The following is a 17,079-nucleotide window of genomic DNA, read 5'->3' as shown; positions in this document are numbered from 1 at the left end:
GGCTTCGCATGCGTACGTGAAACACATCCCAGCCGGACGGCTGCTCCGTAACCCTGAGGCAGGTGCGAATGGACCCCCTGGACCGTTCCGATCCCCAACACATCGGTGACATCAAGTTGCACGGGCGGCTCGGTGTCGGAGGCATGGGCCGGGTCTTCTACGGTCTGACGCCGGACTACGAGCAGGTCGCCGTCAAGGTCATCCGAGAGGAGCTGACCGGCCGGGCCGAGGTGCGGGCCCGCTTCGCCAGGGAGATCGACGCGCTCCGCACCGTTCAGGGAGCATACGTCGCGGGGCTCGTCGACGCCTCCGAGGAGGAGGACGAGCAGCCGTGGCTCGCGGTCGAGTACGTCCGAGGGCTGAGCCTGAAGGAGTGCGTCGAGTCGCACGGCACGCTCACCGCCGATGACGCGGCCGTTCTCGGCGTCCTCCTCGCGGGGGCGCTCGAGGACGTCCATCGGGCCGGCCTGCTGCACCGGGACCTCAAGCCCGGCAATGTGCTGATGGGCCGGGAGGGACCCAAGCTCATCGATCTCGGACTGGTGGCCTTCGCGGACGGCCCGTCGGACCTGACGACGTCGCAGTCGACGCTGGGCACGCCCGCCTGCATGTCACCCGAGCAGGCCAACACCCCCAAGAACGTCACGTCGGCGACGGACGTCTACGCGCTGGGCGCGACCCTGCTGTTCGCGCTGACCGGGCACTATCCCTACGACGCGCCGAACATCGCGGCGTTGTTCATGCGGATCGTCAACCCCGAGATCGCCCCGAACCTCGACGGGCTTCCCACCGCGTTCGAACCTGTCGTCGCCGCGATGCTCGCGCACGACCCCGCGGCCCGCCCCGGGATCGCGCAGGTGACGGCCTGGCTCTCCGATCTGGCGACCGCCGACGGGACCCCCCTCCCGGTGGCCGCCCGCAGGCTGGCGGTGGCGACCTACGTGGAGCGGCTGTCCGACCCCCCGGAGGTCGAACCGCCGCTTCCCCGGCGGCGCGATCTCAGCCAGGTGATCGTCCCCGGCTCCGTCGTCGCCCTGCTCGCCGCACGTCTGCGCGACGCCTACGCTTCGAACGCCCGCTTCTAAGAGGAGAGTTGTGACCGAGACGCAGTATCCGCCGGGTGCCCGGATCGAGGTCCGCGACGCCGAGTGGATCGTCCGCACCTGCGAGACCAGGGGGGCGGGGCAGCGGATCACCGCGATCGGTGCGTCGGAGTTCGTCCGCGACGAGGACGCGGTGTTCTTCACCGAGTTCGACACCGTCGAGCTGATGCGCCCCGAGGACACGATCCTGGAACAGGACGAGACACCCAGGTTCGCCAAGAGCCGCCTCTTCCTGGAGGCCGTCCTGCGCAGGACGCCGCTGCCCCAGACGGAGAAGGGCCTCGCGCTGTCCGACCGTTTCCTGCTCGACCCGCTGCCCTACCAGCGGCGCCCGGCCGAGCTGGCGTTGAAAGGGCTCCGGCCGCGCATCCTGCTCGCCGACGTGGTCGGCCTGGGCAAGACGCTGGAGATCGGGCTCATCCTCGCCGAGCTGATCCGCCGTGGCCGGGGCGAACGGATTCTCGTGGTCACCCCGCAGCAGGTGCTGGAGCAGTTCCAGCACGAGCTGTGGACCCGGTTCTCCATCCCGCTGATCCGTCTCGACTCGGTCGGCATCGAGCGCATCCAGCGGCACATCCCGGCCGGTCGCAACCCGTTCACCTACTACAAGCGGATCATCGTCTCGATCGACACCCTCAAGAACCAGGGCAGGTACGGCCAGCACCTGGAGAAGATGCACTGGGACGCGGTCGTCATCGACGAGTCGCACAACCTGATCGGCGAGAACAGCTTCCGCAACCGGCTGGCCAAGCTGCTGGCCCGCAACACCGACGCGCTACTGCTGGCCAGCGCCACCCCGCACAACGGAGACCCGAAGTCCTTCGCCGAGCTGATCCGGATGCTCGACCCGGCCGCGATCGCCGACGACACCCGCTACTCGGCGCGCGACATCGACCACCTCTACCTACGCCGTACGAAGATCAATCCTGAGGTACGCGACCAGATGGGCGGCAAGTGGCCCGACCGGGGTCCCTCCGTCCCGGTCCACTGCCCGGCGACCGACGCCGAGGAGAAAATCTTCGAGGAACTCACCCAGGTCTGGCTGGCCGGAGACCGGCGAGCCGGTGGGCCGGTGGTCGACGCCAAAAGCCGGCTCTTCCCCTACACCCTGCTCAAGTCCTTCCTCTCCTCGCACGTCGCCCTGGCCGGCACGGTGGGCAACCGGCTGAAGAACGCCAAGGAGCCCCGTGAGATCGAGGCACTGAAGACCCTGCGCGATCTCACGGCGCGGATGACCGACGACGACTCGGCCAAGCTCGCCACCCTCGTCACCCGGTTGCAGAAGATCGGCGTCGGCCCGCGCAGCGAGACCCGGGTCGTGGTCTTCTCCGAGAGCGTGCCCACCCTGGAGTGGCTGCGAAAGACCGTCCCGGCGCGGCTGGGGTTGAAGGACGACGCGATCGACGTCATGCACGGCGGCTTCTCCGACACCCAGCAGCAGGAGATCGTCGAGCGGTTCTCGCTCTCCGACAGCAAGGTGCGCATCCTGTTCACCGGCGACGTCGCCTCCGAGGGCGTCAACCTGCACCGGCAGTGCCACCAGATGATCCACTACGACGTGCCGTGGAGCCTGATCCGGATCGAGCAGCGCAACGGCCGTATCGACCGCTACGGCCAGGAGAACCAGCCGCAGTTCACCGCGCTGATCCTGACCTCCGACGTCGAGGGGGCCAAGGACGACCGGACCGTGGCAGAGAAGCTGCTGGTCAAGGAGTCGGCTGCCCACCACAGTCTGGGCACCGCCGAGGCCGTCACCGGTGAGTACCGCGCCGAGCGCGAGGAGCGCCGGCTCATCCAGGACCTGCTCGACGGCAAGAGCGTGGAGGAGTCGCTGGAGTCGCACGAGGCCGACGACCTCCTCGCCGGCTTCTTCAACGAGGAGACGAGCCCGCAGGACCCGCTGCCGCCCGAACCAGCGAGGGCGAAGGTGCCGCGGCTCTTCGACAGCACCGAGGAGTTCGCCCACGAGGCCATCAGGACGCTCAGGCTTCTCGACGGCATGGAGGACGACGGCGAGATGCTCGCCTTCACGCCGCCCGCCGACCTGATCCACCGGCTCTCCGTGCTTCCCTCCTCCTACCTGCGCACCCATGACGTCAGGAAGCGGATGAAGGTCACCTTCAGCCGTACGCTCGCCCAGCGTAAGCTCGACGAGGCCCGCAAGACCAAGACCATGTGGCCGGAGATCGCCTATCTGTCCGACCTGCATCCGCTCGTTGACTGGCTGACCGACAAGGTCCTCGTCCGGCTCGGCCGCAAGAAGGCGCCGGTCATCACCGCCGAGGTGGACGAGAGCGTCTTCCTCATCCAGGGCATCTACTCCAACCGGCGCGGCCGGCCCACCGTCGTGGAGTGGATGGCGGTCGGCGGGCCGCCCGAGGCGCTCGCCGTACGGGATGAGGAGATGGTCGAGGTCCTCAAGGCGGCCAAGGTCGGCCCCGGGATGATCAATACGGGCCGACTGCTGGATCTGGAGCCCCTCCAGGAACTGGTGAAGCCCGCCGTCGAGGTCGCGCGCACCCACCTGGAGGAGCGCCGCGCCCGCTACGACGCGGAGGTGGTCGCCCCCCTGAACGCCTACCGCGCCCAGCTCTCCGGCTGGCAACAGCTCACCCTCGACGGCGTGCACGTCTCGCAGCGCGGCCGAAAGGAAGCCGACGTGCGCCAGACCGTCACCGAGCAGGAGCAGCTCCTCGAATCCCTGCAGACCACCGGCGAGCCGCTGCTCCGCGTTCTCGCCGTACTGACTCCCATGCCGGAATCGGCCGTGACCACGCAGGACGGGCAGCGATGAGCTTCGACTCGATAGTCAACCGCGGCGACTACCTCTCGGCGCACTACCTGGCCGAGGTGCTGCCCAAGGACCTGAAGAAGGCCGGCGGCCTGCTCGCCCGCTGGACCGATGACGAGAAGGCCGACCGCGTCACCCCGCGCCGAGGCCTGCGCGAACTACGCAAGGCCTACTTCGCCGACCGCCCGTTCTTCGCCGGATTCGACGCACGACTGCGCGAGGACGAACTCATCGGCCCCGACGACAGGGCCGAGTGGCGCAAGGAACTGGGCGAGCTGCACGGGGACGTGCTGCGCGCGCTCGGGTTCGCCGCGCGGCCGCACGAGCTGACCGTGCGGCGGGCGGGCCGGGAGCACGCCGTCCCGGTGGCGTACGCCGACCAGCACCTGGTCGCCGTCGAGTGCGGGTGGGCCACCGAGGTGGACGCCGCGCTCGACGACGACCGGGCGGGCCTGCTGGGGGCACCGGTCCGGCTGGACGGCAGCGAGCAGCTCACCTCCGGTACCAAGCTGGCGTCCTGGCTGTTCGCCGCCGACACCCCGCCCCGGTACGTGCTGGTCCTCGCCGGTGGTGTCGCGGTCCTCGCCGACCGGGCCACCTGGGGCGAGGGCCGCTACCTGGCCGTCAGCCTCGACGTGGCACTGGGCCGGAACAACCCGGCCGAGCTGGAGGTCGTCGCCGCGCTCTTCGGCGCCGACTCGCTGCTGCCTCCGGAGGAGGGCGGCTCCGAACCGCTGGCCGAGCTGCTCACGAACTCGCGCAACCACGCGGTCGGCGTCTCCACCGAGCTCCGCAATGGGCTGAAGGAATCCGTCGAGCTGATCGCCAACGAGGTGCTCAACCGGATCCGCCAGGCCGAGATGCGCCTTGAGGACGGCACCGTGCGCGCGGTGCGGCCCGAGGACGTCATGGAGCCGGGCGCGCTGGCCAAGGAACTGGGCAAGCAGTCGCTGCGCTACCTCTACCGGATCCTGTTCCTGCTGTACGCCGAGGCCCGCCCGGAGCTGGGCATCCTGCCGACCGACGACGAGGACTACGGCCGGGGCTACAGCCTGTCCCGGCTGGGCGACCTCGTGGTCCGCGACCTGACCGGCGAGGAGGCGCGGAACTCCTTCCACCTGTACGAGTCGCTCGACCTGCTGTTCCGCCTGGTCAACGGCGACAACCCGAGGTCCGGGGGCTCCGGGGGGCCGGAGAGCGTCGACGGTTCGCCGGGCTCCGCGGGCTCCGCGAGCTCCGCGGGCTCCGCGAGCTCCGCGAGCTCCGGGGGATCCGCGTTCCCCACGGGGGAGGGGCTGCGGTTCGAGCCGCTCCGCGCCGACCTGTTCGACCCGAAGAAGACCAAGCTGATCGGCCGTGCCGCACTGACCGTTCCCGGGTACGACGAGGAGGACCCGACCGCGCCGAAGATCGACACCCGGCTCAGGAACGAGACGCTGCACCGGGTGCTCCAGGCGCTCATGCTCACCAAGGGGCGGCGTAAGGAGCGGGGCGGCTTCATCTCCTACGCCCAGCTCGGCATCAACCAGCTCGGCGCGGTGTACGAGGGCCTGATGTCCTACACCGGCTTCATCTCCACCGAGGAGCTGTACGAGGTCGCCAAGAACGGCGACCCCCACGGTGGTACCTGGACGATCCCGGCCTCGAAGGTCGACGACTACCCCGAGGACGTCTTCGTCCGCCGGGTGGACGAAGACGGTCATAAGACCGAGGAGTACAAGAGGTACTTCAAGGGCTCGTTCGTCTACCGGCTCGCCGGGCGCGACCGGGAGACCAGCGCCTCCTACTACACGCCCGAGTCGCTGACCCAGGTCACCGTCGAACTCGCCCTGAAACACCGCCTCGACCAGGACGGCACGGTCACCCCGGCCCGCGAGATCCTGAGTTGGAAGATTTGCGAGCCCGCCCTGGGGTCGGGCGCCTTCCTCAACGAGGCCATCAACCAGGTGTCGGCCGAGTACCTGCGCCGCCGCCAGCGCGAACTCGGCGTTTCGGTCGACCCGGAGCGGTACGAGGAGGAGCTGCAGCGGGTCAAGGCCTACGTCGCGCTGCACAACTCCTACGGTGTCGACCTCAACGAGACCGCCATCGAGCTGGCCGAGGTCTCCCTCTGGCTCAACGTCATGCACCCGGGACTGCAGGCCCCCTGGTTCGGCCTGCACCTGCGCCACGGTAACTCCCTCATCGGCGCGGGCCGGCGGGTCTACGACGCCGCGCGATTGACCAAGGGGGAGTGGCTCAAGTCGGCCCCCGAGGACCTGCCGTTCTCGGCGGGGAAGCTGCCGCCGGGGAAGGTCCACCACTTCCTGCTGCCCGCCGAGGGCTGGGGCGCGGTCGCCGGGGCCAAGGAGGCCCGCGAGCTGGCACCGGCCGAGGCCAAGAAGCTGGCCGACTGGCGTAAGAAGATGCGTGCCAAGGTCTCCGACAAGAAGAAGCAGGGGCAGAAGCTCACTCAGCTCCAGCGCCTCCAGGCCCTGTCAGGCCGCGCCGAATACCTCTGGGACCTGGTCGTCCAGCGCCTGACCATCTCCGAGCGCGAGATCAGCCGCAAGATCGACGTCTGGGGCGCCGACTGGATCGACCAGCCCGCCCAGGCCGTCAGCAGGGAGAAGGTCTACGGCGACCTCGTCGCCCCCGGCACGCCCTACTGGCGGCTCAAGAAGGTGATGGACGCCTGGTGCGCGCTGTGGTTCTGGCCGCTCGACCGCGCCGGCATGCTGGACGGCTCCGACGACGTCTACACCAGGCTCGCCCCGCCTATCGTCCTGCCGGAGCCGGTGCGCCCCGCAGCAACGGACGGCCCTTCCGGCACGGTCCACGAGACGCTTCCGGCGTTCGAGGAGACGATCGGCTTCCGCGTCCGCAAGCAGGAGGCACTTTTCGCCACCGGCGACGAGCAGCTTGACCTGGTCAGCGTGGCTCACGAGCTTAAGGATGCCAGGGCCACCCGCCCGACGCCCGCGCCCAAGCGCCCGTCCCTCACCCCCCTCCGCCAGGTGATCCTCTTGGCCGACCTCGACGACTGGCTCGACTTCGCCGAGGCCCTGCTGGGCCGCGTGGACATCGACCACGGCGACACCGACGGCCGCAAGAGCCTCGCCACGACCTTCACGACGCTGGACGACATGGAGCCTCACGAGGACGACATCGTCTTTTGGATGCGCATGGAATCCCCCGCAAAAATCGCCGAACGCTTCCCTTGGATTCAGATCGTTGATGACATTGTGGAGCAGCAGAGTTTCTTCCATTGGGAGCTACAGTTCGCACAGATCTTCAACGCTGGCGGCTTCGACCTCCAAGCGGGCAATCCACCGTGGGTGCGGCCCACCTGGAACGAACACGGAGTGCTCGCTGAATATGAACCATGGTTCGAGCTTGAGGAGAAGGTTGTTATTGCAGAGAAGACCCGGCGGCGCGGGGAACTCCTAACGAACTCGACGATCAGACGATATGTGCTCAGCGAGTTGACAAACACTAACGCACAGGTTGCCTTGTTTGGGTCACCGCAGACGTACCCGTTGCTGGTCGGAACACAACCCGACCTGTATCGAGCGTTCATGTGCCAGGTTTGGGTGCATAGTGCGCCGACGGGAACAGCGGGTTTCCTGCATTCTGATACTCACTTCACTGGAGACAAGGAAGGGCCGCTACGCGCGGAGGCGTACCGCAGATTGCGTATTCATGGTGACTTCGTCAACTCAGGGCAACGCTTCTTTCCTCGGCCTGTCGGAGATACCACCCACTTCGGAGTTCACATCTATGGCAGCACCAAGAAAATCGGTTTTGACCATCTCTCTTGGCTGGTTTCTACGGATGCGCTGCTACTCTCAGGAGAGCACAATGGCTCGGGTGAGATTCCTGGAATCCGCTACCGCAATGCTGAATTTGATGGAAGGCCCCACAGGGCCCGGGTTATCAGGGTCAATCAGGAGCTGCTTTCCATTTGGAGGCAGCTGTTGGACGATGGGGACAAGCCTGTCGAACAGGCGCGCCTTCTCTTTCCGGTGAGCACGGCGGAAGCCTCGGCAATCGCCGCTCTAGCGGACTATCCGTTGCGGCTTAGTTCGCTAGAGCCGCAGATCTCAACGGGTTATCACGAGAGTGGTGCAAAAAAGGACGATCTGATTGATTATAACCGCCCTGACAAAATAACTGGAAAGGAGTATCAGCCCGACCGGTGGCGCCAAGTAATTCTTAAGGGGCCGCAATTGGGTGCGGCCACTCCTGTTTTTAAGCGTCATGACGCCAACAGTAACGATCCCTACGGGATTGACCTTGTAAGTCTTTCCTCTAACTTCGTTCCGGATACTGCATACGTACGGGCTGAAGGCCGCACTCTTGCGTATCTGGCAGCGCAGGACCGTTGGGTTGATCACATTGCTCTGATGCGTCTTCGTGGTGATTCAAAGGCGGTCGCACGCGCTCGTAGACAGGTCGCTGATATGAGCGGGTCTTCGGAGGAAAATGCGGACCCAAGTAAGGTTGAACAACTTCTCGTAGCGAGAGCGCGGCGCCGGTATACGGCCTTCAACCGTCTAGCATGGCGCCGTAGAATTGCCCCAAACACCGAACGTGCTCTGTATGCGGCTCTTATTCCTCCTGGCCCATCACATATCGGTGCAGTGCACAGTTTGGCGATGCCAAATGGCAGACTCACTGCTTTAGTCGCCGGATTCTGGGCTTCGCTTCCCCTGGACTACTTCCTCCGAGTCACTGGCCGAAGTGACCTTGGCGTCAATGTAGCCCGGGCCATGCCTGCTCCAGTCCCCGATCACCCCCTGGCTTCCGCCTTGCTCTTGCGAACGCTGCGCTTGAATTGCCTCACCAGCGCTCACGCCGATCTCTGGGCTAAGTCATATGAACCTACCTGGACGGTTTGTGAAAGGTGGGCCTGTGAATGGCCTGGCATGCAGTCGCTTCACGAGGTCACCCCTGAGTGGGATGCCGAGACGCCGTTGCGAACCGAACGTGCCCGGCGCTCGGCCTTGGTAGAAATTGATGCTCTTGTCGCGGTTTGGCTCGGCATAGACGTTGAAGCTCTGATCGCTGCCTATCGAGGCCGTTTCCCCGTGCTCCAAAAGTATGAGGCAGTGACATGGTTCGATGCTGACGGACACAAACTCGCCGGTCACGCCCGTACGATCGGCCAGCGTCAGACCAAGGAGACTTGGGCGCAGTTCGAGGTCTATCAAGAGGCACCGGAAAGCACTCCCGTCCCCGACGGCTACACCGCCCCCTTCTACAAGGCCGATCGCGAAGCCGAGTACCGCCAGGCCCACGCCGTCTTCTCCGAGCGCCTCCGCCGGGCGCAGGCCGTACCTGACCCCGAGGTCACCTCGTGATGTCCCGATCCATCCCGGTTCTCGCCTCGGAAGCAGAGGCCGTATCGGAAGACGAGTTACCCAACGCGGATGGTGGCGGGGCTGATGGCCGGCGGACGCCGCTCACCTTCGATGGAGGGGCGCCGGGCACGGCACGCGGTCTGTCCGCTGTGGTCCGCGTGTCCGGTGGGTCCCTTGCCATGTCGTCGTCGTGGACGGGATCCCGTCAGTCCTGTGCGTATGGGACGGGACGCATCCATGCGGTTGGGGAGAGGGGACGGGGGTGTCCGGACGGACGTGGAGACGGATCTCCCGTCCCTCGGAACTCCCCCCGCTCGGCTCTTCGCCCCGAAACCGGTCGCCCGATCACCCCGCGCACCGCACACCGGTCGTGCGGTGCTCCCGGTGAGCGCGAAAGTAAGATCACACCTCTCGGCGGAGTCGGATGTCCGGCCGTCGTGCTGTCCGATGTGGCTCAACGCGCTTGCCTGATCACTGCAGGTAAGGAAAACTGGGCAGTGCCACACCCCCGGTGGGTGTCGGAAGTGAGGCCGGGACTACCGATGGAATCGGGTGCCCGGCCTTCGCGCTTTCCTCCCTCAGTCGAGGTAGACCAGGCGGACGCGTTCGGCCAGGAGGCCGAAGCAGGGCGTCTGCCCGTCCAGCCACCAGGTCGTGGCCCCCGCGACGGCATCGGCGGCCCAGAGAAGTGGCTCTTCCGTCGGTCGCAGCCACGTGGCCTTGAGGTTCACCGAAAGCGTGCGGGCCTTGCGGATGCCCGTGACGAGCAAGAGATCGAGATGGTCCAGCTTGGGCGAGCGGCTCTCGACGGTCGCCGCGGTCACACCTGCTTGATCAAGTTCGTACAGCAGTCTTTCGAGGCAGAGGCGTCGTGCTCTTTCGTAGGGGAGTTCCCTGTCGAAAATGTGGACGGTGACGATGCTCTCCACCGGCATGCGGGCGATCGAACCGGCGATGACGAGTTGTCGTGCGACCGACTCCTCTCGCCAGTGCAGGCGAGGGCTTTTACCGAGGCGGAGAGACTCCAGGGTCAGGCGGATGTCGTCGTGGTCGGCGGAGTCCACCATGGTCGCCGCCATCGCGTAAACGCTGTAGTCGTCGGGGCGGCGGCGGAGGCTCTTATCGATACAGGCCGTGAGCACCACGTAAACACATCGTCACTAAAAGTTGGAGTGACGGGAGTTTCGCTTGCCCGAGCGGGTGGGCGGGCGAGGCCCGGCAGGGCCGGACAACTTCATGGGGAGACGGCGTGAAGCCGACGTTGGCCGCGGACGAGCTGCGGCGGAGCCTGACGCAGTACCTCACGACCACCTTCGCGCTCGCGGAGAAGCCGGTCCGCGACGCGCTGGAGCGGTTCCTCAACCATCCCGAGCAGGGCATCTTCCGCGGTCCCTACCTGCGGATTCGCACCCCGTTCCGCGCGGCCGAAGCGGGGTGGAAGGACCACCTGGAGTGGGTGCCGTCCGGAGACTGGACGCCCTACCGGCACCAGGCGCAGGCGTTCCGGCGGCTCAGCACGCTGAACAAGGCCGCCGAGCCGACGTTGATCACCACCGGGACAGGCTCGGGCAAGACCGAGTCGTTCCTGATCCCGGTGCTCGACCACTGCCGCAGGCAGAAGGCGAGCGGCAGGCGCGGCGTGAAGGCGGTGCTGCTCTACCCGATGAACGCGCTCGCCACCGACCAGGCGCACCGGCTCAACGACCACCTCCAGCGGGCCGGCCTGCACGACGTGACCGGTGCGCTCTACATCGGCGACACCCCCGAGACCGGCTATCCGAAGGTGATGACACGGCGGGCGGAGATCCGCAGGAACCCGCCGGACATCCTGATCACCAACTACAAGATGCTCGACCTGCTGCTGCAGCGGGCCGACGACCTGCCGCTCTGGCAGGATGCCGAGCTGGCGTACGTGGTGGTCGACGAGTTCCACACCTACGACGGCGCGCAGGGCACCGACGTCGCGATGCTGCTGCGGCGGCTCGCCTCGGCCACCGGCCACTCCCGGCCCGGCAGGCCGCTCGGTGACATCTGCCCGGTCGCCACCTCCGCCACCCTCGGCGAGGGCGGTGACGGCACGGTCATCAGGCAGGTCGCCGAGCAGGTCTTCGGCACCGCCTTCCCCGAGGACGCCGTTGTCGGGGAGGACCGGCTCACCGCCGAGGAGTTCGTCGGCGACATCGACGTCACGCTGCCGCTGCCCGACGTGCAGGAGCTGGCGGCCCTCCCCGACCCGCTCAGGAACCCGGCCGCCATGGAGCTGATCAGTGCGGCCGTCACCGGGAGGAGCGGTCTCAGCACACAGGAGCTGGGCGGGGTGCTGCGCCGGCACATCCTCACCCAGGCGGTGCTCGACCTGCTCAGCGACGGTCCGGCGACACCGGCCGAGATGCTCGACCTGCTGCCGCGCCGGGGCGCGTACAACTGGGGCGCGGCCATCCGCCAGTCGCCCGCCCAGGCCGCCACCGCGCTGGCGCGGTTCGTGGCGCTGCTGTCGTACGCCCGTGACCCGGAAAGCCCGGACGGCCCGGAGGAGCGGAAGCGGCCGTTCCTGCACATCGAGACCCACGTCTGGGTGCGTGCCGTCTCCCGGCTGCTCCGGCTGGTCGACCACACCCCGGCCTTCGCCTGGATCGGCGAGCCGGCTGTGCTGGACGCCGACTCGACGTTCGACATGATGGGCAGGACCCTGCTGCCCTCGATCTACTGCCGCCACTGCGGGCGGTCGGGCTGGGCCGCCTACTCGCCGGAGCGGGACCCGGCGGAGCTGGTCACCAGCCCGGAGAAGATCTACCGTGCCGCCGTCGGGCCGGAGAGGAAGCGCGTCCGTCCCCTCATCATGGCCACCCGGGGCGAGGCCGAGGGCCAGGTTCGGGACCTGGCGATCCTGGACGGCGAGCGGGTCCGTCCCGTCGACCCCGCGAAGGACCGGTACGGCGAGGGCGACGTCGTCTTCGTCCTCACCGACCTGAAGACCACGTCCGAGGCGGACAACGCCGCCGAGCAGGACCGCTGCCTGGCCTGCGCGACGGACCAGGGCATCCGCTTCCTCGGCGCCGGCCTGGCCTCGCTGGCCGCGGTGACCGTCACCCAGCTCTTCGCGGGCAACCAGCTGGAGGCCGGGCAGCGCAAGACGCTGCTCTTCAACGACTCGGTGCAGGACGCCGCCCACCGGGCGGGCTTCGTGGCCAACCGGTCGTACGCCTTCTCGCTGCGGCGCCTGCTGACCTCCCGGCTCGACCCCGGTACGCCGATCCTGCTCAACGACCTGGTCGCGGACCTGGCCGCGGCGGCCAGCGCGGAGGACGTCCTGTCCTCGGTGGTCCCGCCCGACCTGCACGACCGGCCGGAGATCGACGCGATCCTGGCGCGGGAGACCGACGGGTCCCCGCAGGCGTGGGATCTCATCGGCGAGCGGCTGGCGTTCGCCACCGTCATGGAACTCGGCCTGCGCTCCCGGCAGGGCCGCACGCTGGAGCTGACCCGTACGGCGGCGGCCGAGGTGGTGCTGGGCGATCCGCTGAAGATCGCGGGTCTGGCGCGTGACGTGCACACCGGCACGCCCGGGATGATCGAGCTCGCCTCCGAGGACCGCTACCTCGTCTATGTCCGGGGCCTGCTGGAACGGCTGCGCCAGCGCGGCGCGATCAAGCACCTGTGGCTGGACAGGTGGATCGCCAACGCCGGAAGCAGCAGGTTCGGCGCGATCTGGGGAAGGCGTCCGGAGGGGATGCCCGCGTTCCCCAGGGGGCTGTCCGCGCCGATGTTCCTGCTCGACCGCAAGAAGCGGAAGACGGACTTCGACCGGATCGACGCCGACCAGGGCTGGTACCAGGACTGGACGACCCGCTGTCTCGGCCTCGAACGGGGCACGGCCGGCCTCTACCTCTCCCGGCTGCTGCCGGTGCTGGCCGGTGAGGACGTGGTCTCCGTGCGGCCGGCCGACGACGGCGCGACCAGGGTGTACGGGCTGCAGCCGGGACACGTCCAGGTCCGCCTGCTGGAGGACGACCAGGTCGACAACGCCGGGGTCGGCTGCGACCGGTGCGCCTGGGAGCAGACCGTCCACCCCGAACTCCTCGGCGACTGGTACGGCCAGCCCTGCCCGCGCTACCGCTGCGGCGGCCACCTGACCGGCCGGGGCGGTCAGGACTACCGGCGCGACTACTACCGGCGGCTCTACCTCGACAGGGGCGGTGAGGGCGCCTTCCGGGTGGTCACCGCCGAGCACACCGGCGCGCTGACCCGAAGCCAGCGCGAGCAGGTCGAGCGGCGTTTCCGCGACGGCACCCGCTACAGCGACCCGAATGTGCTCGCCTGCACGCCCACCCTGGAGCTGGGCATCGACATCGGTGAGCTGTCGGCGGTGATCCTCGCCTCACTGCCGCCCGGTCCGGCGAACTACGTGCAGAGGGCCGGCCGCGCGGGCCGCCGCAGCGGCAACGCGTTCCTGGTCACCATGGTCGGCAGGTCCCCGCGCGACCTCTACTTCCTCGACGAGCCGCGCGACATGATCGCCGGTGGGATCGTGCCGCCCGGCAGCTACCTGTCGGCCGTGGAGATCCTGCACCGCCAGTACACCGCCCACCTGGTCGACCTGTGCGCCAGGGGAGGGCTCGGCGGTGTGCCGCCGCTGCCCAGGCTGGCTTCGGCGCTGTTCGGCGACACCGGCTGGCTGGCCGGGTTCACCACGGCGGCCCTCGCGGTGGGCGACACGGCGGTGCGGGGGTTCCTCGACCTGTTCGGCACGGCACTGACGCCCGAGGCGGTCGCCGACCTGCACGTGTTCGCGACCGAGGACCTGAGGTCGGTCGTCGGGGAGGCCGAGGAGTCGTGGTGGCGGCGCCTCGCCGACCTGCGGGAGCGAATCGGGGTCATCGACACCGCGATCGAGGCGCTGGTGGAGTCCGACCCCGTCCAGCGCGCCCAGAAACGGTCGCTGACCGCCGAGCGGCGGGCGGTGGCCAAGCGCATCGGCGAGCTCGGCAGGGAGAACGCGCAGGGGGCGCTCGTCGAGCTCGGGTTGCTGCCGAACTACTCCCTGATCGACTCGACCACCACCCTGGAGGCGACGATCACCTGGGAGGAGGAGGCCGGCAGTGACCGGCGCTACCACGGTGAGGTGCGGGAGTACCGGCGCCCGGCCCGGCTGGCGCTCACCGAACTGGCCCCCGGCAACTCCTTCTACATGCGCGGCTACCAGCACGAGGTGACCGGCCTGGACATCGGCACCCCGTCGCGCCCGACCCGGGAGCGGTGGCGGGTCTGTCCCGAGTGCGGTTACGTGCGGACCACGCTCGCCGCCGAGGACACGACCGCCTGTCCGCGCTGCGACGGCCGCGACATCGGCGAGCTGGCCTACCTGTACGACGTGCTGCGCCCGACACGGGTGACCTCGCACGACCGGCGCGACGACGCCCAGATCCGTGACGATCACGACGACCGGCAGAGCCGCCACTACGAGACGGCCGTCGCGGTGGACATCGACCCCGCCGACATCGCGCCGGGATCGTGGCGGCACAGGAAGGCGGTGTTCGGCCTCGACTTCACCCGCAAGGCGGTCGTCCGCCGGTTCAACCTGGGCACCACCCGATACGACCGGCCCGCCGTCGACCGGTTCGCCGGGGAGGACGTCCGGCTCAACCCGTTCCACACCTGCCCGGCCTGCGGCGGCACGACCGTGGACGGGCCGCCGGTGGCGTCCCGGCAGGACGCGCTGGTCGCGAGCTCGTACGCCGACCAGGGCCGCAGGCACCACCGGCCCTGGTGCGCCCACCGGCGGGACGCCCAGGACGCCGAGCACCTCCGGCTGATCCTCGCGCACGAGCTGCGCACCGAGGCGCTGCGCATCCTGCTCCCCGTCGCCACGCTGCTGATCGAGGAGCGGACGGCCTCCTTCGAGGCCGCCCTGATGGCCGGGGTGGCCGCCAGGTACGGGGGGGACCCCGACCATCTCGAGGTCGTCACCGCCACCATGCCCGACCAGGAGACCGGCCGGCGCCGTCGCTTCCTGGTGCTGCACGACACGCTGCCCGGCGGCACCGGATACCTGCACCGCCTCTCCTCGCCGGACGGCTTCCGCGAGGTGCTCGAAGCGGCGCTGCGGATCGTGGAGGAGTGCCCCTGCAAGGAGGACCAGCGCAGGGCGGCCTGCCACCGCTGCCTGCTCTCGCACGTGCCGGGGTCCAGGTACGACAAGGTCAGCCGCTCCGAGGCGCTCGTCATGCTGCGCGAGCTGCTCGACAGCTGGGACCCCGCGCTGGTCGCCACCACCGACGCGATCTCGCTGTGGGACCAGGTGGAGAGCGAGCTGGAGGCCCGTTTCCTCGGCGGCCTGCAGTCCTGGGCCCGCCGTGCCGACACCCCCGGCACGCTGGGCATGGCCGGTGTGCTGAACGAGAAGAAGACCGCGGACCTGCGCATCGAGGGGCCGGACGGCTCGATCGTGCACTGGCAGATGATCCTGCAGAACACCATCAAGGGCACCCGCCCCGACGTGCTGTTCAAGCGGCTGGACGACGCGCCGCTGGACGTCGCGGTCTACCTCGACGGCTACGCCTACCACGCCTCGCCGGAGAGGAACCGGCTGGCGGCCGACGCCGCGAAGAGGGCCAGGCTGCGCGCGGGCGGACGGCTCGTCTTCCAGCTCACCTGGGACGACATCGCCGACTGGGAGAGTCGCGAACACGCCCCCTTCGTCAAGGGAGAACCGCCGCGAGCCCCCTACCTGGGCAACGCGCAGGCCAAGGCGCGTCAGATCTACCAGCAGGTCAGCTCCGGCCGGGATCCCGACGAGCTGGCCCGCACGGTGTGGGCGAACCCGGTCGACACGCTGCTGGCCTTCCTCGGCGACCCGCGCCCCGAGCTGTGGCTGCACCGCGCCGAAGCCGCCGCCGCCGGGCTGACGGTGGCGGCGGCGAGCCGGAGCCGCTCCGGCCCCGGCGGTGTGCCGGAACGGGTGACGGCCGCGCTCCGCGGGGATCCCCTTCCGGCTCCGACCAGCGAGAAGATCATGACCATGCGTGCCGTGGACGCGGCCGGCTGCCCCCTCGCCGTGGTGCTCGACGGACGCGACGGCAAGAACTACACGTGGACCGCCCTCGCGCTGATCGACGACAGGAAAGAGACGATCACGGCGGACCGGGAGGGGCACGAGAGGCGCTGGGCGGCCTGGCTGTACTGGGGCAACCTGCTGCAGTTCCTCGACGCGGGATCGGGGGAGGGCGGGCAGCTCGCCCTCACCGATCTGGACGCCTTCGACCCCTCGCTGCTCGCGGCCGCCGGAGGCGGCGGAACCGCCTCCGTGCTGAGCCTGCTGCCCTTCGAAGACGATGACGAAAAGGGCGAGACGACCGTTCCGGCGCACACCGTACCGTCGCCGCGGGAGACCTCCCAGACCGAGACCGTTCCCTTCCCGAGGGTCCCGGCCGCGTCGCAAGCCGAGCAGGCCGAGCAGGCCGAGCAGGCCGAGCAGGCCGACAGGACCGTGCCGGAAGGCGGCGCCGGAGGACAGGACCCGCGCTGGGAGAAGATCTACGACGTGCTCGACCCCGGGGAGTCGGGGCTGGCCGCGTTCGCCCGCGAGCTGGCCAGGCTGGAGATCCCCGCGCCCGCCTCCGACGAGGTGGGGTTCGAGCTGGGCGATCAGGCCTGGCAGGCGGAGCTGGCCTGGCCCTCGGTGAGGGTGGCGGTCGTGCTGGCCGGAGACGACGAGGAGGCGAACCGGCGGAACGCCGCCTACGCGGCGGCCGGATGGGACGTGCGTGATGTGCGCGGCTGGGACCCCGAGGAACTGGCCGAGCGCGTTCTCGGCGGAGGCGCCGGGTGAGCGCGAGCACGGTGA

5 protein-coding genes are annotated in these 17,079 nt (G+C 68.9%); 4 read left to right on the top strand and 1 reads right to left on the bottom strand.

The window, feature by feature from the left end:
• Positions 1-68 precede the first annotated feature (68 nt).
• The 3 genes from AB0G16_RS16430 to AB0G16_RS16420 are packed head-to-tail and all read left to right on the top strand — an operon-like array spanning position 69 to position 9,236.
• A complete protein-coding gene (locus AB0G16_RS16430) occupies positions 69-1,085 on the top strand; it encodes a serine/threonine-protein kinase (RefSeq protein WP_362805323.1) in 1,017 nt (338 codons plus the stop codon).
• Positions 1,086-1,095: 10 nt separating this feature from the next.
• Entirely contained in the window at positions 1,096-3,897 is a 2,802-nt protein-coding gene (locus tag AB0G16_RS16425; RefSeq protein ID WP_362805214.1) for a helicase-related protein, read from the top strand.
• The gene (locus AB0G16_RS16420; protein ID WP_362805212.1) at positions 3,894-9,236 is read left to right on the top strand and encodes a class I SAM-dependent DNA methyltransferase; all 5,343 of its coding nucleotides are present in this window, start codon (positions 3,894-3,896) and stop codon (positions 9,234-9,236) included. The genes AB0G16_RS16425 and AB0G16_RS16420 overlap by 4 nt, the downstream gene beginning before the upstream one ends.
• A 578-nt stretch (positions 9,237-9,814) precedes the next feature.
• Here AB0G16_RS16420 and AB0G16_RS16415 read toward each other — a convergent pair.
• Complete coding sequence (locus tag AB0G16_RS16415; protein WP_362805210.1) at positions 9,815-10,381, bottom strand: hypothetical protein; 567 nt, start codon at positions 10,379-10,381, stop codon at positions 9,815-9,817.
• Between the two features lie 104 nt (positions 10,382-10,485).
• Here AB0G16_RS16415 and AB0G16_RS16410 point away from each other — a divergent pair, with 104 nt between their 5' ends.
• Entirely contained in the window at positions 10,486-17,064 is a 6,579-nt protein-coding gene (locus tag AB0G16_RS16410; RefSeq protein WP_362805208.1) for a DEAD/DEAH box helicase, read from the top strand.
• The last annotated feature ends 15 nt before the right edge of the window (positions 17,065-17,079 follow it).

This window comes from Streptosporangium sp. NPDC023615 (genome assembly GCF_040640155.1).
Lineage (GTDB): Bacteria > Actinomycetota > Actinomycetes > Streptosporangiales > Streptosporangiaceae > Streptosporangium.
Note: the sequence above shows the minus strand (reverse complement) of the source record. Positions and strands in the feature narration are given on the sequence as shown.

What these genes read in the sequence shown, in the direction of transcription:
- AB0G16_RS16420 (WP_362805212.1), top strand. Translation starts at nt 3,894, where the DNA reads ATGAGCTTCGACTCGATAGTCAACCGCGGCGACTACCTCTCGGCGCAC.
- AB0G16_RS16430 (WP_362805323.1), top strand. Translation starts at nt 69, where the DNA reads ATGGACCCCCTGGACCGTTCCGATCCCCAACACATCGGTGACATCAAG.